The organism is Flaviaestuariibacter amylovorans (assembly GCF_039541815.1).
GTDB lineage: Bacteria > Bacteroidota > Bacteroidia > Chitinophagales > Chitinophagaceae > Flavisolibacter > Flavisolibacter amylovorans.
Genome location: NZ_BAABGY010000009.1, coordinates 119,599 through 144,148, shown reverse-complemented (window position 1 = coordinate 144,148; position 24,550 = coordinate 119,599). Strand labels below are relative to the sequence as shown.

The following is a 24,550-nucleotide window of genomic DNA, read 5'->3' as shown; positions in this document are numbered from 1 at the left end:
ATGTCTGAAATATCCGGAGCATCCCGACCGCGCTTCTCCGGCTATATCGTATCAACAAAAAGCCCCGATGCCATCGGCATCGGGGCTTCTCCCCTCCCCTCTCCCCGGAGAGGGGGCCGGGGGGTGAGGTCAGAAATACAGGTGCCCGGTAAGCAGCGAAGGAAACAGGCCGAGGAGGATCGTGATCGCGGCGAGGGCCACCAGCGTTGCCTTGAAGCCGGAATTCAGCACCAGGGTGCCGCCGCTGCCGCCTTCGCGGAAATACATGGCCTGCAGGAGGCGGAAGTAGTAATAGACCGACACCGCCGCCATCAGCACCGCAAAGAGGGCGAGGAACAGCGAGCCGCCGCTCATGGTGGCGCGCAGCATGTAGAACTTCGACATGAAGCCGGCCGTGAGCGGGATGCCCGCGAGCGACAGCACGAAGATCACGAGCGCGCCGGCCACCAGCGGCTGCTGGCGCGCAAAGCCGTTGAATCCTTCGAAGCTCTGGTCTTCCATGCGGGCCAGCACGGCGAAGATGCCGATGGTGGCCAGCGAGTAAGCAGCCGCATACAGGATGAGGCCCTCGCGCGCATCGTCGTTGATGCTGTACACCGCCATCATCATGAAGCCCGCCTGCGCGATGGAAGAATAAGCGAGCATGCGCTTCACGCTTTGCTGGAACACCGCGGTGATGTTGCCGATGAAGAGCGTCGCGGCTACGATGATGCCTACCAGCAGCTTCCACTGCGGCGCGATGGTGCCGAAAGCTTCTGCAAAGAGCTTCATAAAGGCCACAAAGCCGGCGGCCTTCACCACCGTAGCCATGAAGGAAGTGAATACCGTGGGCGTGCCGTCGTACACATCGGGCGTCCAGAAGTGGAAGGGCGCCGCGGACACCTTGAACGAAAGGGCGAAGAGCAGCAGCATCATACCCGTGATCATCAGCACCGGCGAGCTGGCGGCAGCGGCGGCCAGGCCATCGTTGTCGAAGGTGCCCGCTGCGCCGTAGCAAAGCGCGATGCCCATCAGCATGAGCCCGGTGGAGAAAGAGCCCATGAGGAAGTACTTGAGGCCCGCCTCGTTACTTTTCAGGTTGTTCTTTTCGGAGCCCGCGAGGATATACAGCGGGATGGAGATGATCTCGATGCCCAGGAAGAGGATGAGCAGGTTCTGGAACGCGGCCGTCATGGCCACACCGGCAAGGATGAAGAAGATGAGGGCGAAGTAGTCGCTGTAGCTGTTGCCCACCCGCTCCATGTCGCGGCCGGAGAGCAGGAAGTACGCCAGGGTGCAGCCGAGCGCCACGATGATGAAGAGCGAAGCGAAGCGGTCGAAGACCATCATGGTGGCGAAGGTGTTCACCCGGAACAGCTGCGTGCCGCGCAGGTCGAGCACAGCGGCCCCGATCAGCACGATCAGCAGGGCAACGGCGAGCCCGCGTACGGCGGCATTGCGCTTCAGGAAGAAGCCGCTGAACATCATCACGATCCCGCTAAGCGCCGAAAGAATTAAGGAGTTCATACGTTATTTGGTCGCAAGGTTTGAAAAATTGGCCTGCTTCAGGAGGCCGTCCACAAAGCCGGAGGCGCTGTCGAGCAGCGGCTGCGGGTACACGCCGAAGGCGAGGATCAGCCCCACCACCAGCACCAGCGAAAGCGTCTCCACCGGGCGGATGCGGTAGCCGGCGGCGGTGCGCTCGTTGCTCGCTCCAAAGAGCACCTTCTGCAGCATATTGAGCGTGTAGGCGGCGCCCAGGATGATCGAAAGACCGGCCAGCACCGTGAAGAGCGCCGAGAACTTCGAGCCCACCGTGTTCCAGATGCCGTTGAACATGAGGAACTCGCCCGGGAAGGCATTGGTGAGCGGGAGCGAAATATTGGCAAACGAAACGATCACGAGCATGATGGTGAGTCCGGGCGCCTGCTGGGCGATGCCCCCGAGCTGCGACATCCGCCGCGTGCCGAACTGGCGCTCGATGAGCTCCACCACGATCCAAAGCCCGATGATGTTGACGCCGTGGCTGAACATCTGGATCACGGCGCCTTCGTTGCCGCTGCGTGTTCCGGAGAAGATGGCGGCGGCGATGATGCCGATGTGCGCGATGGAGGAATAGGCCACGAGGCGCTTCAGGTCGTCTTGCTGCAGCGCAATGAAAGAAGCATAGAGGATTCCGATCACCGCCATGCTGGTTACGGTATCGCCCCACATATAGGCGGCCGTGGGTACCACGGGCATTACCCAGCGGAGCAGACCGAATACGCCCATCTTCACCATGAGGCCGCTGAGCACCATCGTGGCCGCCGTGGGCGACTGCTCGTAGGTGTCGGGCTGCCAGGTGTGGAAGGGGAATACCGGCATCTTCACCGCGAAGGCCACGAAGAGCAGCCAGAACACGAAGCTCTGGTTGTCGTTGGTGAGGCGCAGCGCGTAGAACGATTCGAGGGAGAAGGAGCGGTCGGGCGTATGCAGGTATAAATACAGGAGGCCGATCAGCATCAGCACGGAAGCCGTAAAGGTGTAGATGAAAAATTTGAACGTGACCGGGATCCGGCGCTCTCCGCCCCAGCCGGAGCAGAGAAAGTAGACCGGGATGAGCGCGAGCTCCCAGAAGAAGTAGAACAGCAAAGCATCCTTAGCGAGGAACACGCCCATGAGGCCGGCCTGCGCCAGGAGCATCAGCCCAAAGAAGTTGCCCGGCTTGCGGTAGGTGGAGCGCCAGGTGGCGAGCAGGATGATGGGGTAGGCAATGCCGGTGAGGAGGCAGAGCAGTCCCGAAAGCCCGTCGAGCGACAGCGCGAAAGAGGAGCCCAGTGAGCCCATCCACTCCTGGCTGAAGGAAGCTGCCGAAGGGTCGTTGATCATCTTCATGCCGGCGATCGAGAGCGCCATTGTAGCCAGGGCCACGAGCAGCGACCAGCCGCGCGCCGCGTTGCCTTCCTTCAGGAAGAAGGCCACCAGGCCGCCGATGAGGGGTATCAGGAACAGTAGTAATGCGATCATAAACGTCAATTCAAAAGTCAAAAGTCAAAAAGCAGCAGCACCGGTGAAGGGCATTGACCCTTCACCATTGACCATTCCTCCTATTTTCTCAGGAAGAATTGCAGTACGAAGAACAGCAGCATGCTCACCACCATCAGCAGCACATAAGACCCTACCTGCCCGCTCTGGATCCAGCGCAGCTGGCGGCCGCTGTAGTTCACGGCGCGGCCCACGCCGTTCACGAGGGCGTCGATGCCGCTCTTCTCGATGAACGTGTGCGCGAAGCGGCCGAGGGCGCCCACGGGCTTCACGATGACGCTGTCGTAGAGCTCGTCTACATACCACTTGTTCTCGAGCACCTTGCCGAAGCCGCCGCTCCGCTCCTCGCGGTAGTTGCGGTAGCGTACCCAGGCAAACACGATGGCGCCGATGGCGATGAGCGTGGTGAGGCCCATCAGCATATATTCAGTACTGTGGTCGATTGCAGCATGCTCGGTGCGGATCACCGGGCCCAGGAAGGCCGTCAGGCGCTCGCCGCCGTGCAGGAACACCTCGGGGATGCCTACAAAGCCACCTACGATCGAAAGGATCGCCAGCACCACCAGCGGTATCGTCATGGCCGCCGGACTCTCGTGCAGGTGCTTCCGCTGCTCCTCGGTGCCGCGGAACGAACCACCGAAGGTGAGGAACAGGAGTCGGAACATATAGAAGGCCGTGAGGGCGGCGGTGATGAGGCCGACCACGTAGAGGAACTTGTCGTGCTGGAAGGCGTTGAGCAGGATGGCGTCTTTGGAGAAGAAGCCGGAGAAGGGCGGAATGCCCGCGATGGCGAGGCAGCCGATGAGGAAAGTGATGTACGTGATCTTCAGCTTGCCCCGGAGGCCGCCCATCCGGCGGATGTCCTGCTCGTGGTGCATGGCGTGGATCACCGAGCCGGAGCCGAGGAAGAGGAGCGCTTTGAAGAAGGCGTGCGTCATCACATGGAAGATGGCGGCCACATAGGCGCCGGTGCCGAGGGCGAGGAACATGTACCCGAGCTGGCTTACCGTGGAATAGGCAAGTACCTTTTTGATATCGTTCTGGCGCAGGGCAATGGTGGCGGCAAGCAGCGCCGTGGCGGCGCCGATGATGGCTACCACCGAAAGCGTGGTGGGCGCGAGGCTATACAGCAGGTTGGAGCGTGCGATCATGTAGATGCCCGCGGTCACCATGGTGGCGGCGTGGATGAGGGCCGACACGGGCGTGGGACCGGCCATGGCGTCGGGGAGCCAGGTGTAGAGCGGGATCTGCGCGCTCTTGCCGGTGGCGCCGAGGAAGAGGAGCATGGTGATGCCCACGATCTCGAAGGAATTGACGGTCTTCAGCGAGGCGATGATGCCGGTGCTGGGGTTGAAGAGGTCGTAGTAGTTGACCGAGCCGAAGCGCTGGATCATCCAGAAGATGGCCAGCAGGAAGCCCAGGTCGCCGATGCGGTTCATGACGAAGGCCTTCTTGGCGGCCTTGGTATAGTCGACGTTCCGGAACCAGTAGCCGATGAGGAGGTAGGAGCAAAGGCCCACGCCTTCCCAGCCGATGAACATGATGATGTAGTTGGCGCCCATCACCAGCAGCAGCATCGAGAACACGAAGAGGTTGAGGTAGGCGAAGTAGCGCGCGAAGTGCTCCCGCTTCTCCTCGTGCATGTAGGAAGTGGAGTACACGTGGATGAGGAAGCCGACGCCGGTAATGATGAGGAGGAACAGCGTCGAGAGCTGGTCTACCTGGAAGGCGAAGGGGATCTTGAGCGAGCCCACGTTGATGAAATCGAAGTATTTCACCGGCACGGCGGAGAACTCGCCTTGAGCGAAGAGCATGCAGGAGATGATAAAGGAGCCCAGCACCGTACCGGAGCCGATGAGGCCGGAGAGGCCTTTCGGGAGGTGGTTGCGGCCCAGCCCGTTGATCAGGAAACCGATGAACGGCAGCAGGGGGATTAATGCGATCAATGTCTTCATAAGAAGTAAAAATTCAAAATTCAAAATTCAAAAAGCCTTCATCGTGCAGCGCCGCCCGCAGGTACCAACGTCTCTGTAGGTCGGAGTGCTGCGGCCTGTAGGGCGGTATGTGTCGAAGGAAACATTTTTGACTTTTGACTTTTGACTTTTGAATTAATGTTTGAGTCGGTTCAGGAAGTTCACGTCCACGGATCGGGTGTTGCGGTACAGCATCACGATGATCGCGAGGCCCACGCTCACTTCGGCCGCGGCCACCACCATGATGAAGAACACGAAGAGCTGTCCCTCGGTGCCGTTGGCGCCCCCTTTTGCCAGCATATGCATCTTGGAAAAGGCCACGAGCAGCAGGTTCACGGCATTCAGCATGAGCTCGATGCACATGAAGATGATGATCGCGTTGCGGCGGGTAAGCACTCCCACGATGCCGATCACGAACAGGGCAATCGAAAGAAAGATGTAGTATCTGATATCCATAAGTACCCCTCGGGGCGGTTTGTCGGTTCGGTTACAAGGATTTCACGTTCATCGAGGCGCGGGCCGCGGCCACACGCTTGTCGGCTTCGGGCGTACGGCTCTTGCCCTCGCTCTTGCCGATCACTACGGCGCCTACCATCGCGCTCAGGAAGAGAATGGAGCTCAGCTCAAAGGGCACTACGTATTGCTTGAACAGCACATCGCCCAGGTTCTTGATGAGGCCGATGTTACCGCCGCCGAGCTGCGTCATGTTGGCGTCCGTAGTGCGGAGCGCGGCTATGAGCACGAGCAGGAGACAGCCACCGGAGATCGCCCCGATAAGGCGGATCCAGCGGTTCTTCGGCAACTCGAGGTTCTTATCCAGGTTCATGAGCATGATCACGAAGAGGAACAGCACCATGATGGCGCCGGCGTACACGATGATGTTGACCACCGCCAGGAACTGCGCGTTGAGCAGGATATAATGGCCCGAGATGGTGAAGAAGGTGGCGATGAGCCAGATCACGCTGAACACAGGGTTCTTGCTCGTGATCACCGCCACGGCGCAGAAAAGCGACGCGAAGGCGAGGATGTAAAAGAGTATCTGAGTAATGCCCATGTGCAGTGCTGGTTTATTTGGATTGCGGGATCGTACCCTTCGCCTTGGCGAATCCTTCGGGGTCGGTCTTGGGGTTCGGAATAAGCAGGTCGTCTTTCTTGTAGATAAAGCCCTGGCGCGCGTAGTTGGCCTGGGCAAAGGTCTGCGACAGGTAGATGGCATCTTTCGGGCAGGCTTCCTCGCAGAGGCCGCAGAAGATGCAGCGCAGCATGTTGATCTCGTACTTGGCGGCGTACTTCTCCTCGCGGTAGAGGTGCTCCTCCCCTGTCTGGCGCTCGGCGGCCTCCATGGTGATGGCTTCGGCCGGGCAGGCAACGGCGCAGAGGCCGCAGGCCGTGCAGCGCTCGCGGCCTTCCTCGTCGCGGTTCAGGATCTGTACGCCCCGGAACACGGCGGAGAAGGGACGCTCCTGCTCCGGGTAGGAGATCGTCGGGGTCTTCTTGAACATATGGGAGAAGGTGATGCCCATACCCTTGAAGATCGAGGGCAGGTACAGCTTCTCGGCAAGCGTCATCGGCTTGCGCTCCATCGGTTTATTGCGATTCGTTAGTGATTGCATTCTGTTTGACTCCTCTTGGATTTTAACGGCTGCGAAATTAGCCCATTTTGCGCATGGGCCCGGTTCCGCGGGGTTATTTATTGATCCACCACAGCACGGCGGCGGCGGTAAGTACCATGTTGGCGAGCGCGAGCGGCAGCAGGCCCCTCCAGCCCAGGTTCATCAGCTGGTCGAAGCGGAAGCGCGGGATGGTCCAGCGGATCCACATGAACAGGAAAATCGAGAAGAAGGCCTTGGCCATGAGGCAGGCGAAGCCGAGCAGGCCTACCCACCAGGTGCCCTGGTGCGCCGCCTCGTTGAAGAAGGGGATGTCGTAGCCGCCGAAGAACAGCGTGGCCATCACCACCCCGGAGATGAACATGTTGATGTATTCGGCAAAGAGGTAGAAGCCCAGCTTCATCGAGGAATACTCCTGGTGGTAGCCGAAGTTGAGCTCGTTCTCCGCTTCCGGCAGGTCGAAGGGCGTGCGGTTGCACTCGGCGAGGGCGCACACGAAAAAGATCAGGAAGCCGAGGGGCTGCAGCAGCACGATCCAGGTATGCTTCATCTGGAAGTTAACGATGGCGCTCATGCGGAGGTCGCCCACGATCAGGAGCACGGCCAGCAGCGAAAGACCCATGGCGAGCTCGTAGGAGATCATCTGCGAGGCGCCGCGGATGGCGGCGAGCAGCGAGAACTTGTTGTTGGAGGCCCAGCCGCCGATCATGATGCCGTACACGCCGAGCGATACGACGCCGAAGATGTAGAGTACACCGATGTTAATGTCGGCGATCTGCAGGGGCATCGTACGGCCGCCGATCGTGACGTCGGAACCCCAGGGGATGACGGCGCTCGTCATGGTGGCGGTGATCATCGCGAGCAGGGGGCCCATGATGAAGAGCGCTTTCGAAGAGGTGTTCGGGATGATCTCCTCTTTCATGAACAGCTTCACGCCGTCGGCCAGCGGCTGCAGCAGCCCGAACGGACCCGCGCGGTTGGGGCCTTTGCGGTCCTGGAGCACGGCCGCGATCTTGCGCTCGGCGTAGGTGCTGTACATGGCCACCACCAGCGCGATCGTTACGATGGCGGCGATGAGGACGAACTTTTCGATGAGGGTGATCACCCAGTCTTGCAGTAAGAGGTACATGGTCTTTATCTACCGGCGAATGTTCGCCTTTTTTGTTTGCTTCACTAAAGTGCCTGCGGCAATCGGGAATCGCTAATCGGCAATGAGCGCCCGATTCCCGATTGCGGATTGCCGATTCCCGCTAGGGCGTGTTCGCGTTCGTCGAATCCGTGCCGTGCTGGTTGCGGCCGATGCCTTCCTTCACGTCGGTGATGTTGGTGCCGGTGGCCGTAGGGTTGCCGTTGAAGGTGGCGCTGGTGGCCGGACCGGGGATCCCGTGCAGGTCCACCTGGTTCACGTCGGAGATCGTGTGGATGTCCATCAGCAGCTTCGGATCGCGGCCGTTCATCACTTCCTTAAACGTTTCCTTCGGCTTTTCGACGCCCACATAGTGGCCGGCGTTGATCACCGAGTGGCGGTCGAGGCGTGTCGGGCCCTCGATGGTCCAGTCGCTCTTCTCCTTCTTGTCGAAGCGGCAGGTATTGCAGATCCACTCCTCCACCTCGCCCCACTGGTCCTTGCGGGCCGTTACGCGGAGCACGTCGTCGCCGCGGAACCAGAGGCGCACGCGGCCCGAGCACTCGGGGCAGTCGCGGTGGGCGTCCACGGGCTTCGTAAACCACACGCGCTGCTTGAAGCGGAAGGTGCGGTCGGTGAGGGCGCCTACGGGGCATACGTCGATGACATTGCCGATCATATTGCTGTCGAGCGATTTCTGGATATAGGTGGCGATCTGCGCGTGGTCGCCGCGGTCGAGCACGCCGTGCTCGCGCTGGCCGGCCACCTGGTTGGCGGTGTGCACGCAGCGGTAGCAGAGGATGCAGCGCGTCATGTGCAGCTGGATATAGGGACCGAGGTCGATGCGCTCGAAGGTGCGGCGCTTGAACTCGTAGCGGGTGCCTTCCTTGCCGTGCTCGTAGGAGAGGTCCTGGAGGTCGCACTCACCGGCCTGGTCGCACACAGGGCAGTCGAGCGGGTGGTTGAGCAGCAGGAACTCCACCACGCCCTTGCGGGCTTCGAGCACCGCGGGGTTGGTGATGTTCTCCACGATCATACCGTCCATTACCTGCGTGCGGCAGGAGGCCACGAGCTTGGGCATCGGGCGCGGGTCGGCAGCGGAGCCGGCAGCCACGCGCACAAGGCAGGTACGGCAGTAGCCGCCCGTCTTATCGAGCTTGGAATAATAGCACATCGTAGGCGGAACGACGTCCCCACCAATTTTGCGCGCCGCCATCAGGATCGTTGTTCCCGCTTCTACCTCGACCTGGATATTGTCGATGGTGACCTTAAAGAGTTTCTTCTCTTCTGACATAAGTCAAAATTCAAAAGTCAAAATTCAAAAAGCAGGTCAAAGACACCGCTTTTCAGCCAACGTTCTGTAATGCGAACTACTCACTGATGATAATGCTGGCGATTATCTTCGAAAGCTCGTCGGCTTCTTTGAGCAGTTCATTTAATCTGACTTTATCCTGATCAAGCGTGTCGCGGATCAGGCAAAGCCAGTATTTCGTTTCATTAGCAGATTTCAGCGCGATCGCGTAATAATTCCTCCAATCCTTCTTGCTGCTTCCGGCTCTTCCCTCTACCAGGTTAGCCCCGATGGAAGTTCCCGAACGAAGCAGCTGATCGAACATGGAAATGAATATGCGATCGTACGAAGCCCCTTTGATGAACAACACCAGATCTTTCGAAAAATGAAAGGCCCGGTGCCGGATATTGTAAGGCTTCTCGCCGTCTTCCAGTAAATAAAGATCTTCAAAGTTCATTCAGTCAAAATTTTGGTATGTCTCAAACCTATAAAACTGTGCGAACAGTGAAGGCTTTTGACTTTTGAATTTTGACTTTTGCTTTAGCTCACTGCCACCGTGATCGGATCGGCGTAATGAGCCAAACCGAAGTTGCGATGCTGCGCTTCTTCGGGGTGGAGCACGTGCCACTCGAACTCGTCGCGGAAGTGGCGGATGGCGGCGGCCACCGGCCAGGCGGCGGCGTCGCCGAGCGGGCAGATGGTGTTGCCTTCGATCTTGCTCTGGATGTCCCACAGCAGGTCGATGTCGCGCATGTCGCCTTTACCGTGCTCGATCTTATACAGGATCTTCTCCATCCAGCCCGTGCCCTCGCGGCAGGGCGAGCATTGGCCGCAGCTCTCGTGGCGGTAAAAGCGTGCGAGCGAGTAGGTGTGGCGCACCACGCACTGGTCTTCGTCGAGCACGATGAAGCCGCCCGAGCCCATCATGGAGCCCGTGGGGAAGCCGCCGTCGGCGAGGCTTTCGTAGGTCATCATCCGCTGCTCGCCTTTTGCCGTCTTCAGCAGCAGGTTGGCCGGCAGGATGGGCACGGAGGAACCACCCGGGATACAGGCCTTGAGCCGCTTGCCGTTGGGGATGCCACCGCAGAACTCGTCGCTGTAGATGAATTCTTCTACGGAAATGGTCATATCGATCTCGTACACGCCCGGCTTGTTGAGGTTGCCGCAGGCCGAGATGAGCTTCGTACCGGTGGATTTGCCGACCCCGATCTTGGCATATTCTTCACCGCCCATATTGATGATGGGCACCACGGCTGCAAGCGTCTCCACGTTGTTGACCACGGTGGGCGAGTCGTAGAGGCCGCGGATGGCCGGGAAGGGCGGCTTGATGCGGGGGTTGCCGCGCTTGCCTTCGAGCGACTCGAGCAGCGCCGTTTCCTCACCGCAGATATAGGCGCCGGCGCCGCGCTGCACGTAGATCTGGCAGTCGAAGCCCGAGCCGAGAATGTTTTTTCCGAGGAAGCCGGCACGGTTTGCCTCGGCGATGGCCTCTTCCAGGATGTCCACGATCCAGGCATATTCGCCGCGGATGTAGATATACGTACGGTTGGAGCCCAGCGCAAAGGAGGAGATGATGAGGCCTTCGATCAGCAGGTGCGGGATGAACTCCATCAGCCAGCGGTCTTTGAAGGTGCCGGGCTCCGATTCGTCGGCGTTGCACACGAGGTAGCGGGGCACGCCCTCGGGCTTGGCCAGGAAGCTCCATTTCATGCCGGTGGGGAAGCCGGCGCCGCCGCGTCCGCGGAGGCCGCTCTTCTTCACTTCTTCCACGATGTCGGCGGGGCCCATCTTGAAGGCCTTTTCCACAGCGGCATAGCCGCCCTCACGACGGTAGGTGTCGTAGTAGCGGATGCCTTCCACGTGCGCTTTCTCCAGTAATACTTTTCTGCCCATGGTATCAAGTCAAAATTCAAAAGGCAAAATTCAAAAAAGGCCGTGTTCGTTGGGTTCAGCCCGTTTTCGATTTTCGACTTTTTACTTTTTAATTAGGTTTCAGGATCCTTCGGGTCACCCCTACGGATCTTATCGTTTACGTCGTGGCTGCAGGTGCCCTTCGTTCCCGGCCGGCTCCGGCTTTTCGTAGTTGCCAAAGCCGCGCAGGTTGTTCTTGCAGCCGTTGACGTTGTTGCCTCCATCCCGGCTTAGGGCGCCTGCCGCACCGCCTGGCGGGCCATCAGCTTCCAGCTTCTTCCGTCTTTGATCCAGGTCTGCAGGATGTTCAACCGCAGTTCCGATTTCGTTCCGTCGGCCTTGTTTTCCGTGCCGGTCATGCCGTGGCGGGTCACCGCGGTTTTACCCTTCAGCAGCACCTGCACAGGGCTCATCGTCACGCCCGAGTAGGTCGACGTATTCCGGATCGCGCCCTGGATCATCCCGGCCCGGTCTTCGATTTTGCCGCCCGAGTGGCCGTAGGTCACTTCGGAAGCGAGGAGACGATCGAGCGCGGCGCTGTCCTTGTTCAGGAACACCGCCTCATGAAACGCCTTTGCCGCTGCGAGTACGCCGGTCTCCGCCTTCGATTGGGCGGTAGCCCCGAGGGAGATCAGAAGTATTGCGATCAGGAACAGCTTCTTCATAAGGTCAGATGCCTGGCTCAGGATTTAGGAGCGTCATAGTTGAACATCCAGGGAATGCCGAACTTGTCGGTCAGCATCCCGAAGCGGGCGCCCCAGAAGGTATCCTGCAGGGGCATCGTCACGGTTCCGCCTTCAGCCAGCGCGTCGAAGGCTTTCTGCTCCTCTTCGGCCGACTTGAAATCGAGGCTCATGTGCACGGCGCTGGAGAGATTGCCTCCGTTCTGGTCGCCGTCGGAGGCCATGAAGAACAGCTCGCCGGCGCGGAAGTGTGCGTGCAGCACCTTGCTCTTGTCTTCGGTCATGCCTTCGGCAGGTGTGCCTTCGAAGTGCATCAGGTTCTCCACCTGGCCGCCGAGGGCGCCGGCGTAAAAGTTCAGGGCTTCTTCGCAGGTGCCGTTGAACATGATGTAAGGAGTCAGTGTCATAAGCAGGATTGGTTAGTTGTTTTGAACCGCGTTGGCACGGCATTCAGCAATGATGGCGTCCACCTTCTCTTTCGTCAGGTGCTCTTTATAGATCGGGCCCATCTGCATCATGGGGGCGTAGCCGCAGGCGCCGAGGCATTCCACGAGCTTGAGGGTGAAGAGGCCGTCGGCCGTCGTCTCCCCTACCCCGATGTTCAGGGTCTCCTTGATGTAAGCGATGATGTCGTCCGACCCGCGCAGCATGCAGGGGCCGGTCTGGCACACCTCGAACACGTAGCGGCCTACGGGCTTCAGGTTGTACATGCTGTAAAAGGTTGCCACCTCGTACACTTCGATGGAGGTAAGCTGCAGGAGGCCGGCCACGTAGTCCATCGCCTCCGCGGAGAGCCAGCCGCCGTTGGCGTCCTGGGCCAGGTGCAGCACCGGCAGCAAGGCGCTTTTCTGCTTCCCCTCGGGGTAGCGGGCCACGATCTCGCGTACTTTATTCAGTCGTTCTTCTGAGAAGGTCACGGTCTTAGGTTTATTAGTTTATTGGTCTATTAGTTTATTGGTAAGGGTCGTTCTAGTTCGATCACTCACCTCACCATCAACCAACCTTTCTTTTCTATCAGCGACGCCCATGGTGCGTCGTTACAATCCCTCTTAGCACATTAGCACATTACCGCATTAGCACATTGCTTACGCATCCATCTCGCCGGCGATGAGGTTCAGCGACGACATCACGATGATGGCGTCGGAGAGCATCGAGCCTTTCACCAGCTCCTCGTAAGCCTGGTAGTAGATGAAGCAGGGGCGGCGGAAGTGCAGGCGGTACGGGCTGCGGCCACCGTCGGAGATGAGGTAGAAGCCCAGCTCGCCGTTGGCGCCCTCCACGGAGTGGTACACCTCTCCCGGCGGGATGTCGATCTCACCCATCACGATCTTGAAGTGGTAGATGAGCGCTTCCATCTTTGTGTACACATCCTTCTTGTCGGGCAGGTAATACTCCGGCACGTCGGCATGGTACACGCCGGCGGCCTCGCCCTTCATGTCCTGGAGCTTGCGGTAGGCCTGCTCCACGATGGAGAGCGACTCCCACATTTCCTGGTTGCGTACAAGGAAGCGATCATAGGTATCGCCGGTGGTACCCGTGGGGATGTTGAACTCGAAGTCCTGGTAGGAGCTGTAGGGATTGTGTACGCGCACGTCGTAGTCGACGCCGGCCGCCCGCAGGTTAGGGCCCGTAAAGCCGTAGTTGAGCGCGCGCTCGGCCGAGATGGGCCCCGCGCCGGTGGTACGCTCCATGAAGATGCGGTTGCGGGTGAAGAGGCTTTCGAACTCCTTCAGCACGCCGGGGAACTCCTTCAGGAAGCGCTCCAGCTTGGTGAAGGCGATGTCGTTGAAGTCGCGCTCGAAGCCGCCGATACGGCCGATATTGGTCGTGAGGCGCGAGCCGCACACTTCTTCCCAGATCTCGTAAATGAGCTCACGGTACTGCATCACGTAGAGGAAGCCCGTGAAGGCACCCGTATCCACCCCGATCACCGAGTTGCAGATGATGTGGTCGGCGATGCGGGCGAGCTCCATGATGATGACGCGGAGGTAGTCGACGCGCTTCGGCGTCTGTATGCCGAGGAGCTTCTCGCAGGTCATGTGCCAGCCCATGTTGTTGATCGGCGCCGAGCAGTAGTTGAGGCGGTCGGTCAGCGGGGTGATCTGGTACAGGGGGCGGCGCTCGGCGATCTTCTCGAAGGCGCGGTGGATATAGCCGACGGTCTGCTCGGCCGATACGATCTTCTCGCCGTCGAGCTCCAGGATGTTCTGGAACACGCCGTGCGTGGCCGGGTGCGTGGGCCCCAGGTTGATCGTGGTGGTTTCCTTTTCCATGCTTCCCTCGGGAAGCGGGATATGCGAAATTGGTGTTGCCATTCTATCGTCGTGAATCGTGAATCGTCAATCGTGAATGGGTCATTCCGACCGACGGGTCACTGGTTTTTATTTGGTGAGCGGGTGAGCAAGTGAGCGGGTGAACGCTGCTCATCACTCATTATTCATCACTCATTTCCGGCCGGGATCGTACGCGGCGTGGGCGAGCCGTCTTCCTTACGGTTGCCGAAGTCGAAGGAGCCGCCGCGGCCGAACATCTCGTCGTCCTTGTCGACGCGGGTCTGGTCTTCGAGGGGAAACTCCTTGCGCATCGGGAAATAGTCCATCTCGTCCACGTTCTGGATGCGCTTCAGGTTGGGATGTCCCACGAAGTTGACCCCAAAGAAGTCGTAGGCCTCGCGCTCCTGCCAGTTGGCGCTCTCGAACACCGCCGTGGCGCTGTTGATGTCGGGCTGGCTGATCGGCGCATAGGCCTTGAAGCGCAGGCGGCAGTTGTCGACGAGGTTGTGCAGGTGGTACACCACGCAGAGCTCGCGGCCGGCATAGGCCGGATAGTGCACCGCCGTTACGTCGGTCAGGAACTGAAAGCCGTTCTCGAACAGGAAGCGCAGCACTTCCACGTTCTGCTCCCGGTCCACTTCGAAGGTCAGCATGCCATAAGGCTCCTCGAAAGCTTTGACGCTTTCGCCGAAACGCTCCTGGAGCAGCTGTTGTACGTGTTCGTTACTCATTTCAAAGTCAAAATTCAAAATTCAAAAGTCAAAACGTAAACGGAACCATCTGGCGTCGAATGTGTTTTTGACTTTTGAATTTTGACTTTTTAATTAATGGATGCCGTAGCTCTCGAGGAGCTTTTTATACTGATCGGTGTTGCGGCGGCGCAGGTTTTCCTTGCCGATGAGGTCCTGGATACGCAGGATGCCGTCGATGATGGCCTCGGGCCGCGGGGGGCATCCAGGCACATAGACGTCTACCGGCACCACCTGGTCGATGCCCTGCAGCACGCTGTAGGAGTCGAACACGCCGCCGGAGCAGGCGCAGGCGCCCACGGCCATCACCCAGCGGGGCTCGGCCATCTGGAGGTATACCTGGCGAACCACGGGGGCCATTTTCTTGGAGATCGTGCCCATCACCATCAGCAGGTCGCACTGGCGGGGCGAGAAGCCGAGGCGCTCGGCGCCGAAGCGGGCGAGGTCGTAATGCGAGGCCATCGTGGCCATAAACTCGATGCCGCAGCAGGAGGTGGCAAACGGAAGGGGCCAGATGGAGTTCTTCCGTGCGAGGCCCACGGCTTCGCTGAGCTTCTGGGCGAAAAAGCCCTCGCCCTGGTAGCCCTCGGGCATATCCACTACGGAGATGTCGCGCTCGAGGGGCTTTTCGTTGATATTAAAAGATACGGGACGTGCCATAATAATTCAAAATTTAAAAGTCAAAAGTCAAAACCGATATCCGCATACAAAAGCGTTCAAAAACAGTGCGGAACTGGCCTGGCAGCCGCTTTTGACTTTTGATTTCCGACTTTTTAATTCAATCTTCCCATTTCAGGGCGCCCTTCTTCACGATGTAGATGAACCCGCAAAGGAAGAGCCCGACGAACATCAGCACCGCCCAGAATCCGTTCCAGCCGAGTCCACGGAAGTTAACCGCGTAAGGGTAGAAAAAGATCACTTCCACGTCGAAGAGCACGAACAGGATCGCCACCAGGAAGTACTTGATGGCCATCGGCTGGCGTGCATCGCCATGGCTTTCGATGCCCGAGGTAAAGGTGGCAAGCTTGTCGGACGTGGCCCGCTTTGGCCCGAGCAGGTGGGTCACGGCCATCAGGGTACCGATCATGCCGGCGGCAAACAGGAACTGCAGGAGCACAGGCAGGTAGGAGCCGGCGGCGGAATGATCCTGTACGAGGCGCGTCACATCGGTCTGGAGTAAGTGGAACATAGGCGGTTGAATCGGCGCAAAAATACAGCACTTACAATATCTTTTCCCCAATTATTTCAGCCTCCGAAAGCGGCCCAGGCGCCCTTTTCCGGAGCTTCCGGAACCCGGTAGAAAGGGGCATGAAAAAGCCCCGGCGCTCTGGCCGGGGCTCTGTAGTATCGATGCGTTATTTACCGCTCTTGGGCTTTGTCTTGGACCCTTGCGCCGATCCCGACTTAGCCGGTTGCTGCGCGCGGGGCGCGGCCGCCGGCTTCTTGGTCAGCCGGTCGATGGCGGTGGTGAAGGCCTGGTTGCCCGGGTCGAACTCGAGGCCCTTGTTCAGGTACTCGACGCCCTTCTCGCGGTCGCCTTTTTCATTTACGTAGTAGTTGGCCAGCATACCCGAGGCTTCCACGCCATAGCTCTTGAAGCGCACCTTGTCGGTACCCGCCACGCGGAGCAGCTGCTCGTACTGCGGGATGGCGAGGCCCTGCTTGCCGGTGGAGTCGATGAGGCCGAGGGCGCGGGCGCTCCAGAGGTATCCGAACACGGAGTCAGGGTTGGCGCGGCTGTAGGCCTGGAAGGCGCTGTCGGCCTTCTGGTAGGAGCCGCCCTGGTAGAAGGCGAGGCCGATGGGGAAGAACTGCGAGGGGTTGGCGTTGGGGTTGATGCGGTAGAGCGCCATACGGAGCTCGGCCTCAGCCACCTTGCGGTTGTTGGTCTTGGCCCAGTCGATGGCCTCCTGCAGGATCTTGGCGCGGCCACCGAGGGTGGTATCGCCTTCCAGCGCATCGAGGTAGATATTTACCACCTGGGTGGGGTCTTCCTTCGAATAGATCGTCGCTTTCAGGGTATAGTCCCTGGCCACGCGCTGGTCGGGCTTCGAGTTGGCGAAGAGCATATCGGCGTAGCGGCGGGCGGTAGCGGTGTCCTTCTTACCGTCGAGGTAAGAATAAGCCATCATGCGGTAAACGCCGGGAGCGGCTGACTCCTTACCGGAAGCCTGGATGATGCGGTTGCCGATGTTGATGGCCTCGTCGTAATTCTTTTGCAAATAGGCGGCCTGGCCCTTGAACACGTCGTTCTGGATGCTCGGGTCGGCTACGGCTACGTATTTCTGCGCCCACTCGTTGGCGGCGTTGAAATCCTGCTTCGTGAAGAGGTTGTACGTATAATGGCGCAGGTAGGCCGGGGCGAACTTCGGGTCGGCCTGGATGGCGCGGTTGAGGTGCTCGGTCACCACGTCCCAGTTGCGCTGGGTTTCGTATACACGGGCCTGGCGGTAGAGGGCCACAGCCGGCATCGAAGCCTGGGCTTTGATATAGGACTTCACGGCTTCGCCGCCCTCGCCCTTGCGGCGGTAGGCATTGCCGAGGTTGATCCAGATATCGCCGTTGTTGGGCGCGAGCTGGGTAGCCTGCTGGAGCTTCGAAAGCGCGTAGGCCACGTCGCCCTCACGCACTTCCACGTTGGCGCGGCCGATCGCGTTGAGCACGGCCGGGTCGTCGCCCTTCTTGCCGCGGCTGAGGGTAATGGCCTGCTCGAACTGCTGGCGGGCCTCGGCGGTCTTGCCTTCGGCGAGCAGCACATGGCCCATACCGGCTACCACGAGGGGGGCATTACCGTTGGTAGAGAGGAGCTTCGCGTATACGTTGCGGGCTTCGGCATTCTGGTTGTTCTCGAGGTGGGTCTGACCAAGCCAGTAAACCGCTTCGATGTTGTTGGGGTTAGCTGCGAGGATCTTCTCGAAGGTCGACTTAGCGCTGGCCGTACGCTCGGCATAGAGGTGGCTCACCCCCTCTTGTACCGTTTGTGCGAACGCGCCCAGCGAAAGGCAGACGGAGAAAAACAAAACAACGGCTGATTTCTTCATGATCCTTTCTTTTTGTAGGTTTCTTGTTGGGATATAGAGGTCAAAAATTGTTCTTTAGTTTGATTACGGGTTGTTAAGGTTGGCTTTCTAACGGTTAATTAATCCCATCCTTACTCCCTTACTTCTGCCTCCCGGGTACGGAAGTCGATCTGTGCCGGCATCAGGAAAGCCCGGTTGAAGATGAGCTGCCCGCGCTGGTCGCTGAGGAAGTAGTAAAAGGCGAGGCCAAGCCCGCGGTGCCGCTCCTTGAGCGAGGCCACGAGGTCGCGTACGAGCGGGTAGCGCCGGTAAAAGATGTTGAACTGTGCGGGCGTCACGAACTTACGCGGCACCAGCGGGTGCTCCAGGGAGGCTACACGCACCTTGCTGAGGTAGCTGAGCTGCGTCGTATCCTGCCGGTTGCCCACCCAGCTCACCCCGATAAAGCCCACGGCATCCCTCGTTTTGGAGACATAGTCGATGACCCCTTCGCTGCTTTCCGCCGCCGTCACCTTTGGAGAGAGCGGCGCCCCGCGGAGTACCGAGTCGATCACGAAGCGTACGGTGGAGGTTGCCTTCAGACCGTCGAACACCGGGCGCAGCTTTTTCGTGGAGGTGCCCGTCAGCAGGTCGCGGATCTCCTGCACCGTAAACAGCGAGTCGGGCGAGTCGGGATGAACCACTACGGCAATGGCGTCGTAGGCCAGCACTTTCGACTTTACGTCCAGCAACAGGGAGTCGGAGATGAACCGCCGTTCTGCTTCGGAGGCGCCGCGGGTGGCGATCACCATGCGGACCGAGTCTACGACGAGGTCGCGCAGGCAGTCGGCCTCAGGCTTGTAGTGGGCAATGATGTGCGTTTTCGGGTGCAGCGCCTCGTAAACCCGGATCTCCGAGTCGATCACGGGCTTGAACGATTCGTCGACCGAGATATGGATGGTACCGCTGTCGGCGCTGTCGGTGGGCTCGTTGTTGCCGCCACCGGCGCCACAGCTGGCGAGGATACCCAGCACCAGGAGCCCGGCCCAGCCGAACGTCTTGCCGATCTTACTGCAGAAATGCCCGTTCATTCGTTAAAATAGTTCTTCTTGTACCCGCGATAAATGCGCCAAATACCATACCCAACGACGAGCAGGCCAATCACGAGGTCCAGGACCGTCGAAGGCCGTCCGATGATCTTGGTTTTGGTTAAATAGACGTAGACGAAGAAGGCGCCGAAGGCGCAGAACACCGTTCCCATCACGTAATTCATGAGGGAGCGGGCCCTGCCCAGCTGCTGGCGCCTTCTTTCTTCGTATTGCTCGGTTACGCTCATGTCAAAATTTTACCGGGGACGGGCAAATTAAGGAATTTTCGCTTCAAAGTTGCAAAAGCCGACCGGGAGGGATCGAAGCGGTCGCCAAACTTAAAAGCCCGTCCTTTTCGTGAAGCGTGAGGCGTCAGGCCTGAGCAGTGAGTGCTTGCTATGGTCGCGTCTGCTGCTCACGCCTCACGCTTGACGCCTCACGATGTCTTTAGCACTGGTCAATTTCGAAACGACTGCTAGTCCTGCGCCCCCAGGAAGGTGACGGGTTGCACGAAGGAGGTAGCTACGGGCCGGCCGTTCTGCAGCGCGGGATTCCAGCGCCCCATCCGCTTCAGCACCCGCAGCACCTCGGCGTCGTATTCGGCGCCTCCCGACTGGTCGATCTCGAAGCGGCTTACGTTGCCGTCCTCTCCAACCCAGAACCGTACGCGCACCGTTCGCTTTTCGCCGGGCTCCAGGCCCGAGGGCTCGCGGAGGTTGACCTGCAGGAAGCGCATCCAGGCCGGCATGCCTCCGGGGAAGGAAGGAGCCATGGTGGGACCTGCAGGCGCGGCCGCTTCGACGGGCTTTTCGGGAGCGGGCGCCCCCTCAATCGTGCCGGTGCCCACAAGGGGCGCCTGGGCAGTGCCGTCGGAGGGAAGACCGGCCCTCGTTTCGGTGCCCGGATCGGCCAGCGCGAGGTCCTGCTCCCGCGGCACGTCGCTCTCATTGGGGGTAAAGACAATGCGCGAGGTGGCGTGTACCGTCGCCGTCTGGGCCTGCGCCTTCTGCGGCTCTATGGGCTTCGGAGGCTCAATCGTCTCTTCCGGCAGGTGAACGGGATTGATCACGACGGAGTCGTCGAAGAAGGCGGTTGCATTCCGGAACTCGGCGGGGCGGAGAAAGGCCGACAGCAGCACTACGGCCGCCACGCTGCCGAACGTGACCAGGAGGGCTACGGAAAGGCGGCGGGGGTAGTACTTGCGGAGCGTGTAGGCACCGTACTGTTTGTTGCGGCGCTCGAAGAGGATGTCGAGCAGCGAGGCGCGGAGGATGTCGGTGTGCGTCATGGCAATCGGTTTGTCTATGAGATGCAACGCAGTTTCACTTTTCCATACCGGTTTCAAAAAATTTATTTGCGTCCGTAGCCGGGTCCGTAGTCGGGTGCGTAGTCGGAGACTACGGACAACCGACAACTGGCTTCGAAACGCGCTTTACAAATAGACCAATAGACTAATAAACATTCTACCTTCGCGCCCGATGAAACAAAAGCGATTCCTGATGGTGTGCCTGGGCAATATCTGCCGGAGCCCGCTGGCGGAAGGCATCCTGAAGCACAAGGCGGCGGCCGCCGGCCTCGACTGGGTGGTGGAAAGCGCCGGTACCAACGGCTACCATACGGGCGAGGCCCCGCACCCGCTGTCGCAGAAGGTAGCGCGGCTCAATGGCGTCGACATCTGCCAGCAACGTGCGCGGAATTTTACCGCCGCCGACCTGGAGCGGTACGACCATATCTACGCCATGGCCGCCGACGTGATCACCGATATGAAGCGCATCGCCGGAAAACAGTGGGACCCTTCGAAAGTGGACCTGCTGCTCAACGAGGTCGAAGCCGGCTCCAACCAGGACGTGCCCGATCCCTGGTACGGCGAAGAGCCCGGGTATCATGATGTCTATAAACTGATCGACTCCGCTTGCGATGCCATCATTATGCGCTTTGCGCAAGTCAAAAGTCAAAAGTAAAAATTCAAAAGGGTTGTCCGCTGTACGGCCATGCTTCCCTGAATCCGTTACCGCCCAAAGTGCACGTTTCTTAAGACCTGTGATGAATAGCGCACGTGGAGCTTTTGACTTTTGACTTTTGAATTCGTCCTTTAAGAACTGATTTGAACAAAAAGAAATGTCCAACAAACCCTCCCTCCCGCAAGGCACCCGCGACTTTGGCCCCGAAGTGGTGCGCAAGCGCCAGTATATTTTGCAAACGATCCGCACCGTGTTCGAGCTTTATGGCTTTCAGCCGCTGGAGACGCCGGCGATGGAAAACCTCGACACCCTCATGGGAAAATACGGCGAGGAGGGCGACAAGCTAATTTTCAAGATCCTCAACAACGGCCTCGACAACCCCGCCAAGGAAGCGGCTTCCCGCGAAGCCTTCGACAAGGTGCTGACGGGCAAGAGCACGAAGGACCTTACCGAGCGCGCGCTGCGCTACGACCTCACCATTCCCTTCGCCCGCTACGTGGCCATGAACCACGGGCAGCTCACCTTTCCCTTCAAGCGCTACCAGGTACAGCCCGTATGGCGCGCCGATCGCCCACAGAAAGGGCGCTACCGCGAGTTCTACCAATGCGACGCCGACGTGGTGGGCTCCCGCTCGCTCATGAACGAGGTGGACCTGTGCTGGATCTACCATACCGTATTTACCCGGCTCGGCCTCAGCGGCTACGAGCTGCGCATCAACTCGCGCAAGCTGCTAGCGGCGCTCGCCGAAGCCTGCGGCGGCGCGGAAAAGATGATGGACATCACCATCGCCATCGACAAGCTCGATAAGATCGGCCTCGATAAAGTAAAGGAGGAACTTGCGACCCGCGGCCTCGACGAAGCGCAGATCGCGACGATCGAAAAATACCTGCAGATCGAGGGCTCCAATGAGGAAAAACTGGCTGCGATAACAGAACTGCTGGGAGGAAGCGAGATCGGAAATAAGGGCATTGAAGAATTACGGCACGTCTGGTCGATGATGCAGGAAGCACCAGGTAACGGAGACTCCTCCTCACGCCTGACCCCTCAAGCCTCCCGCCCCCACCTCGCGCTCGACTTCACCCTTGCCCGCGGGCTTAACTACTATACCGGCATCATCTTCGAGGTAAAGGCGCCTGCTGAAGTGAAGATCGGCTCCATCGGCGGCGGCGGCCGCTACGACGACCTTACCGGTCTCTTTGGTGTTCCCGACGTGCCGGGTGTGGGCATCTCCTTCGGCGTCGACCGCATCTACGACGTGCTGGAGGAGCTGCGGCTGTTTCCGGATACGGTGGCGCAGGGCACGAAGGTACTGTTCTTCAACCTGGGCGAGCAGGAAGGCCGGGCCGCCTGGGGCCTCCTGCAGGCCCTGCGCGCGGAGGGCATCGCCGGCGAGTTGTACCACGAGTCCGCCAAGATGGATAAGCAGTTCAAGTACGCCGAGAAGAAGGGCATTCCCTACATCGCCATCATCGGCTCGCGCGAACTCGAGAGCGGCACCGTGGTGCTGAAGGAGCTCGCCACGGGCAAGCAGGAGCCGGTGCCGTTTGCGGCGCTCGCAGAGCGGCTGGGAGGGTCGTGAATCGTGAATCGGGAATCGGGAATCGTGAATCGTGAATCGTGAAAAGGTCAGCGTCAGGATGGTGCGCATTGCGCCGGCCGGCGTGAGCGCCGTATTTCTTTACGCACCATCGTGCGCCCGCATGGCTTTTGCGGGCGCGCTGCACCAAAATTACTGATCGTAGAAATACAAGCATCGGGACTTCGATGCCTCCTGTTCCAACATCTTTCGCTAACGCGCATCCCTCCGGGATGCAGGCTGCGCTTGTAGCCGCTACGTGATCAATAGCCAGCTTTGAGGAGCGGTTGCACCATAGGAAATGGTCAGCGCACGCCGAACGAATCAGGTCTCCAGATGGGAGCGCGCTGCCGGCTACACTGCCCCTTTCACGATTGCCGATTGCCGATTCCCGACCTCAGGCCCCCTCCCCCAGCTGCGCCACCAGCTTCCGCACGAGGCGATAGTTCGTCAGCACCGACACGCCGATCAGCAGCACCGCCAGCGCAGGCACGCTCCAGTGCACTAAAGTTTGCAGCTCGGGCCGGTCGTACATGGCGAGGTGGTGAAAGGCCCACTGGATGGCCTGTGTGGCCGCCACGGTACTGAGCACGATGCCGATATACACAGGCACGAAGCGGTTCGACACTTTGCGGCTCAGCCACTTTGGCGAGTAGCCCAGCGTCAGCAGCAACTGCAGGCTCTCCCGGCTCCGCGCGATCACGAGCTGCAGGTAGAACGAGAAGAGCATCAGCGCCAGCACTACCACCAGCAATCCAAAAATGCCGAGGCCGGTGAAGATGCCCTGCAGCACGCCCTTGGTGCGGCCGAACTTGGTCTTGTCGGAGTTCACCTTATAGCCCCGCTCGTCGAGGAAGGCCAGCAGCTTCGGATCGTTGGCATCCTTGGTCTTCACAAAAAGGCGCGCGCTGCCCTGGTCGGGGCCCTCCCCGATCTCGTTGTTGGTCCAGTCGAGGAAGGTCTTGGGCACCAGCACCGAATTAATACGGTCGGAAAAGGCGACGATGCGCGCGTAGAATTGGAGCTGCCGCCCGCGCCCGCTGCAGGTAAGCAACAGCGGAATAGTCGTAACGGTCTCCGAGGAGAGCTGCGGCAGTCCCTGCCCCGGCGCAAATACGTTGTAGGCTTCAAGAAAATCCGACGAAACGATCAGCGGCACCTGCTCCTGCCCGGGCGCCCAGGTAAAGGTGGGCGGGAGCGTGTCGATGAACTCGTTCTCCAGGGTTTCGAGAAAGAGGTCGATGCGCATCGGGATCATGGCGCCGGCGCCCATCTGCACACGGTAGCGGTTCGCGAGCAGCGGCGCCACGCCCTCCACGAAGGGCTGCTTCCGCACCTCTGCGATCTCCCCTTCGTGAAACAGGTTCTTGTCGGGTTGGCCCATGGTGGCATTGGTGACGGTGCGGGTGACGGAGATGAAGTCGTAGCCGCTTTTCTGGACGTTGTTGCGCTGCAGCAGCAGCTGGATGTTGACGAACATCTGCGCCGAGCAGAGCAGCAGGAGCACGCCGATGCCGAGGCCAACATAGGAAAGCCAGCGCGAGGAAGCACTGCTGCCCGTCTGGAAAAGGGGCCGGATGGTCTGGAAAGAGAGCGCCACGCGATACGTTTAGAGGTGAAGAAGAGTGCTGTAGGGAAAGAATTCGACGCGCTCGAGGTCGGCGAACAGGATGGCTGCGCCCCGGGCCTCGGCCTCTTCGAGCATCAGGCCCATCGCGATCTCGGCATTGCGGTTATCGAGGTGGCTGAACGGCTCGTCGAGCAGGAGGTAATCGAAGGGCTGCAGGAGGGCGCGGATGATGGCCACCCGCTGCTGCTCGCCATAGGAGCAGGTGCCGCAACGGGCGCCCAGCTTGCCGGAAAGGCCAAGGCGGGCCGCCATTTCAGTGATCTTTTCCGCTTCGTGATACGGGGCCAGCTGCCGCTTGATCTCGAGGTTCTCGAGCACGGTGCGGTCGGGGAAGAGCCGGAGGTCCTGCAGCACCACGCTCAGCTGCTGCTGCCGCACGAGCGCCAGCCCTTCGGCATCGAGGTTGCCGAGGGTGGTACCGCCGATGTGGACGGAACCCGTATAACTACGGCGCAGGCCGTAGAGAAAGTGCATGAGCGAGGTCTTGCCCGAGCCGGAGGGCGCCACGATCTTGACCCGCTGACCCTTGTCGAAGCGGAGGTCTTTACCCCACACTTCGGAGGTCTCGCTGCGGCTCGCATCGAAATAGGTAGGAAGCAGTTGCTGGAGGTGGAGCGACATGGGTGCAAAGAAAAGCCCGGCCGCGATAACGGGCCGGGCTTTTTATTCGTGATGCA

Annotated in this window: 25 protein-coding genes; 2 read left to right on the top strand and 23 right to left on the bottom strand. The window is 59.8% G+C overall.

Annotated elements, in window-relative coordinates; all coding sequences use genetic code 11:
- Positions 1–129: 129 nt before the first annotated feature.
- The 21 genes from ABD937_RS15975 to ABD937_RS15875 form a co-directional block, all read right to left on the bottom strand.
- Positions 130–1,506, bottom strand: coding sequence for an NADH-quinone oxidoreductase subunit N (locus ABD937_RS15975; protein ID WP_345256769.1), 1,377 nt, complete (start codon positions 1,504–1,506; stop codon positions 130–132).
- Between the two features lie 3 nt (positions 1,507–1,509).
- Complete coding sequence (locus tag ABD937_RS15970) at positions 1,510–2,985, bottom strand: complex I subunit 4 family protein (RefSeq protein ID WP_345256768.1); 1,476 nt, start codon at positions 2,983–2,985, stop codon at positions 1,510–1,512.
- Positions 2,986–3,065: 80 nt separating this feature from the next.
- Positions 3,066–4,958 carry an NADH-quinone oxidoreductase subunit L gene (gene nuoL, locus ABD937_RS15965; RefSeq protein WP_345256767.1) on the bottom strand — a complete coding sequence of 631 codons (1,893 nt, stop codon included), beginning with the start codon at positions 4,956–4,958 and terminating at the stop codon, positions 3,066–3,068.
- Positions 4,959–5,111: 153 nt separating this feature from the next.
- Positions 5,112–5,432, bottom strand: a complete 321-nt coding sequence (gene nuoK / locus ABD937_RS15960) for an NADH-quinone oxidoreductase subunit NuoK (RefSeq protein ID WP_345256766.1) — start codon at positions 5,430–5,432, stop codon at positions 5,112–5,114.
- A 31-nt stretch (positions 5,433–5,463) separates the two neighbouring features.
- Complete coding sequence (locus ABD937_RS15955; protein WP_345256765.1) at positions 5,464–6,030, bottom strand: NADH-quinone oxidoreductase subunit J family protein; 567 nt, start codon at positions 6,028–6,030, stop codon at positions 5,464–5,466.
- Between the two features lie 13 nt (positions 6,031–6,043).
- Entirely contained in the window at positions 6,044–6,559 is a 516-nt protein-coding gene (gene nuoI, locus ABD937_RS15950; protein WP_345256764.1) for an NADH-quinone oxidoreductase subunit NuoI, read from the bottom strand.
- Between the two features lie 103 nt (positions 6,560–6,662).
- A complete protein-coding gene (gene nuoH, locus ABD937_RS15945) occupies positions 6,663–7,715 on the bottom strand; it encodes an NADH-quinone oxidoreductase subunit NuoH (protein ID WP_345256763.1) in 1,053 nt (350 codons plus the stop codon).
- A gap of 121 nt (positions 7,716–7,836) precedes the next feature.
- The gene (locus ABD937_RS15940; protein ID WP_345256762.1) at positions 7,837–9,006 is read right to left on the bottom strand and encodes an NADH-quinone oxidoreductase subunit G; all 1,170 of its coding nucleotides are present in this window, start codon (positions 9,004–9,006) and stop codon (positions 7,837–7,839) included.
- Between the two features lie 76 nt (positions 9,007–9,082).
- Positions 9,083–9,460 carry a four helix bundle protein gene (locus ABD937_RS15935; RefSeq protein ID WP_345256761.1) on the bottom strand — a complete coding sequence of 126 codons (378 nt, stop codon included), beginning with the start codon at positions 9,458–9,460 and terminating at the stop codon, positions 9,083–9,085.
- 83 nt (positions 9,461–9,543) lie between these two features.
- Entirely contained in the window at positions 9,544–10,896 is a 1,353-nt protein-coding gene (nuoF, locus tag ABD937_RS15930; RefSeq protein WP_345256760.1) for an NADH-quinone oxidoreductase subunit NuoF, read from the bottom strand.
- Between the two features lie 248 nt (positions 10,897–11,144).
- Positions 11,145–11,579 carry a nuclear transport factor 2 family protein gene (locus ABD937_RS15925; RefSeq protein ID WP_345256759.1) on the bottom strand — a complete coding sequence of 145 codons (435 nt, stop codon included), beginning with the start codon at positions 11,577–11,579 and terminating at the stop codon, positions 11,145–11,147.
- A gap of 17 nt (positions 11,580–11,596) precedes the next feature.
- Complete coding sequence (locus tag ABD937_RS15920; protein ID WP_345256758.1) at positions 11,597–12,004, bottom strand: VOC family protein; 408 nt, start codon at positions 12,002–12,004, stop codon at positions 11,597–11,599.
- 12 nt (positions 12,005–12,016) lie between these two features.
- Complete coding sequence (locus ABD937_RS15915) at positions 12,017–12,514, bottom strand: NADH-quinone oxidoreductase subunit NuoE family protein (protein ID WP_345256757.1); 498 nt, start codon at positions 12,512–12,514, stop codon at positions 12,017–12,019.
- Positions 12,515–12,682: 168 nt separating this feature from the next.
- A complete protein-coding gene (locus ABD937_RS15910; RefSeq protein ID WP_345256756.1) occupies positions 12,683–13,912 on the bottom strand; it encodes an NADH-quinone oxidoreductase subunit D in 1,230 nt (409 codons plus the stop codon).
- Between the two features lie 125 nt (positions 13,913–14,037).
- Entirely contained in the window at positions 14,038–14,601 is a 564-nt protein-coding gene (locus ABD937_RS15905; protein ID WP_345256755.1) for an NADH-quinone oxidoreductase subunit C, read from the bottom strand.
- Positions 14,602–14,694: 93 nt separating this feature from the next.
- Positions 14,695–15,279, bottom strand: a complete 585-nt coding sequence (locus ABD937_RS15900; protein ID WP_345256754.1) for an NADH-quinone oxidoreductase subunit B — start codon at positions 15,277–15,279, stop codon at positions 14,695–14,697.
- A 118-nt stretch (positions 15,280–15,397) separates the two neighbouring features.
- A complete protein-coding gene (locus ABD937_RS15895) occupies positions 15,398–15,808 on the bottom strand; it encodes an NADH-quinone oxidoreductase subunit A (RefSeq protein ID WP_345256753.1) in 411 nt (136 codons plus the stop codon).
- 166 nt (positions 15,809–15,974) lie between these two features.
- A complete protein-coding gene (locus tag ABD937_RS15890) occupies positions 15,975–17,660 on the bottom strand; it encodes a tetratricopeptide repeat protein (RefSeq protein WP_345256752.1) in 1,686 nt (561 codons plus the stop codon).
- 110 nt (positions 17,661–17,770) lie between these two features.
- Positions 17,771–18,709 (bottom strand): PstS family phosphate ABC transporter substrate-binding protein, encoded by a 939-nt coding sequence (locus ABD937_RS15885; protein WP_345256751.1) that lies wholly within the window; start codon positions 18,707–18,709, stop codon positions 17,771–17,773.
- Positions 18,706–18,954 (bottom strand): hypothetical protein, encoded by a 249-nt coding sequence (locus tag ABD937_RS15880; protein ID WP_345256750.1) that lies wholly within the window; start codon positions 18,952–18,954, stop codon positions 18,706–18,708. Before ABD937_RS15880 ends, ABD937_RS15885 begins: the two co-directional genes overlap by 4 nt.
- 227 nt (positions 18,955–19,181) lie before the next feature.
- Positions 19,182–19,994 carry an energy transducer TonB gene (locus ABD937_RS15875; protein WP_345256749.1) on the bottom strand — a complete coding sequence of 271 codons (813 nt, stop codon included), beginning with the start codon at positions 19,992–19,994 and terminating at the stop codon, positions 19,182–19,184.
- A gap of 190 nt (positions 19,995–20,184) precedes the next feature.
- Here ABD937_RS15875 and ABD937_RS15870 point away from each other — a divergent pair, with 190 nt between their 5' ends.
- Positions 20,185–20,667, top strand: coding sequence for a low molecular weight protein-tyrosine-phosphatase (locus ABD937_RS15870; protein ID WP_345256748.1), 483 nt, complete (start codon positions 20,185–20,187; stop codon positions 20,665–20,667).
- Between the two features lie 157 nt (positions 20,668–20,824).
- Positions 20,825–22,246, top strand: coding sequence for a histidine--tRNA ligase (gene hisS / locus ABD937_RS15865; protein ID WP_345256747.1), 1,422 nt, complete (start codon positions 20,825–20,827; stop codon positions 22,244–22,246).
- A gap of 394 nt (positions 22,247–22,640) precedes the next feature.
- Here the strand turns inward: hisS and ABD937_RS15860 are convergent, their stop codons facing one another.
- Both ABD937_RS15860 and ABD937_RS15855 read right to left on the bottom strand, forming a co-directional pair.
- The gene (locus ABD937_RS15860) at positions 22,641–23,843 is read right to left on the bottom strand and encodes a hypothetical protein (RefSeq protein ID WP_345256746.1); all 1,203 of its coding nucleotides are present in this window, start codon (positions 23,841–23,843) and stop codon (positions 22,641–22,643) included.
- Between the two features lie 9 nt (positions 23,844–23,852).
- Positions 23,853–24,494 (bottom strand): ATP-binding cassette domain-containing protein, encoded by a 642-nt coding sequence (locus ABD937_RS15855; RefSeq protein ID WP_345256745.1) that lies wholly within the window; start codon positions 24,492–24,494, stop codon positions 23,853–23,855.
- Positions 24,495–24,550: the final 56 nt, after the last annotated feature.

Coding starts and splice junctions, on each gene's coding strand:
- ABD937_RS15975 (WP_345256769.1), bottom strand. CDS start 1,506: ATGAACTCCTTAATTCTTTCGGCGCTTAGCGGGATCGTGATGATGTTC.
- ABD937_RS15970 (WP_345256768.1), bottom strand. CDS start 2,985: ATGATCGCATTACTACTGTTCCTGATACCCCTCATCGGCGGCCTGGTG.
- nuoL (WP_345256767.1), bottom strand. CDS start 4,958: ATGAAGACATTGATCGCATTAATCCCCCTGCTGCCGTTCATCGGTTTC.
- nuoK (WP_345256766.1), bottom strand. CDS start 5,432: ATGGATATCAGATACTACATCTTTCTTTCGATTGCCCTGTTCGTGATC.
- ABD937_RS15955 (WP_345256765.1), bottom strand. CDS start 6,030: ATGGGCATTACTCAGATACTCTTTTACATCCTCGCCTTCGCGTCGCTT.
- nuoI (WP_345256764.1), bottom strand. CDS start 6,559: ATGGAGCGCAAGCCGATGACGCTTGCCGAGAAGCTGTACCTGCCCTCG.
- nuoH (WP_345256763.1), bottom strand. CDS start 7,715: ATGTACCTCTTACTGCAAGACTGGGTGATCACCCTCATCGAAAAGTTC.
- ABD937_RS15940 (WP_345256762.1), bottom strand. CDS start 9,006: ATGTCAGAAGAGAAGAAACTCTTTAAGGTCACCATCGACAATATCCAG.
- ABD937_RS15935 (WP_345256761.1), bottom strand. CDS start 9,460: ATGAACTTTGAAGATCTTTATTTACTGGAAGACGGCGAGAAGCCTTAC.
- nuoF (WP_345256760.1), bottom strand. CDS start 10,896: ATGGGCAGAAAAGTATTACTGGAGAAAGCGCACGTGGAAGGCATCCGC.
- ABD937_RS15925 (WP_345256759.1), bottom strand. CDS start 11,579: ATGAAGAAGCTGTTCCTGATCGCAATACTTCTGATCTCCCTCGGGGCT.
- ABD937_RS15920 (WP_345256758.1), bottom strand. CDS start 12,004: ATGACACTGACTCCTTACATCATGTTCAACGGCACCTGCGAAGAAGCC.
- ABD937_RS15910 (WP_345256756.1), bottom strand. CDS start 13,912: ATGGCAACACCAATTTCGCATATCCCGCTTCCCGAGGGAAGCATGGAA.
- ABD937_RS15905 (WP_345256755.1), bottom strand. CDS start 14,601: ATGAGTAACGAACACGTACAACAGCTGCTCCAGGAGCGTTTCGGCGAA.
- ABD937_RS15900 (WP_345256754.1), bottom strand. CDS start 15,279: ATGGCACGTCCCGTATCTTTTAATATCAACGAAAAGCCCCTCGAGCGC.
- ABD937_RS15895 (WP_345256753.1), bottom strand. CDS start 15,808: ATGTTCCACTTACTCCAGACCGATGTGACGCGCCTCGTACAGGATCAT.
- ABD937_RS15890 (WP_345256752.1), bottom strand. CDS start 17,660: ATGAAGAAATCAGCCGTTGTTTTGTTTTTCTCCGTCTGCCTTTCGCTG.
- ABD937_RS15885 (WP_345256751.1), bottom strand. CDS start 18,709: ATGAACGGGCATTTCTGCAGTAAGATCGGCAAGACGTTCGGCTGGGCC.
- ABD937_RS15880 (WP_345256750.1), bottom strand. CDS start 18,954: ATGAGCGTAACCGAGCAATACGAAGAAAGAAGGCGCCAGCAGCTGGGC.
- ABD937_RS15875 (WP_345256749.1), bottom strand. CDS start 19,994: ATGACGCACACCGACATCCTCCGCGCCTCGCTGCTCGACATCCTCTTC.
- ABD937_RS15870 (WP_345256748.1), top strand. CDS start 20,185: ATGAAACAAAAGCGATTCCTGATGGTGTGCCTGGGCAATATCTGCCGG.
- hisS (WP_345256747.1), top strand. CDS start 20,825: ATGTCCAACAAACCCTCCCTCCCGCAAGGCACCCGCGACTTTGGCCCC.
- ABD937_RS15855 (WP_345256745.1), bottom strand. CDS start 24,494: ATGTCGCTCCACCTCCAGCAACTGCTTCCTACCTATTTCGATGCGAGC.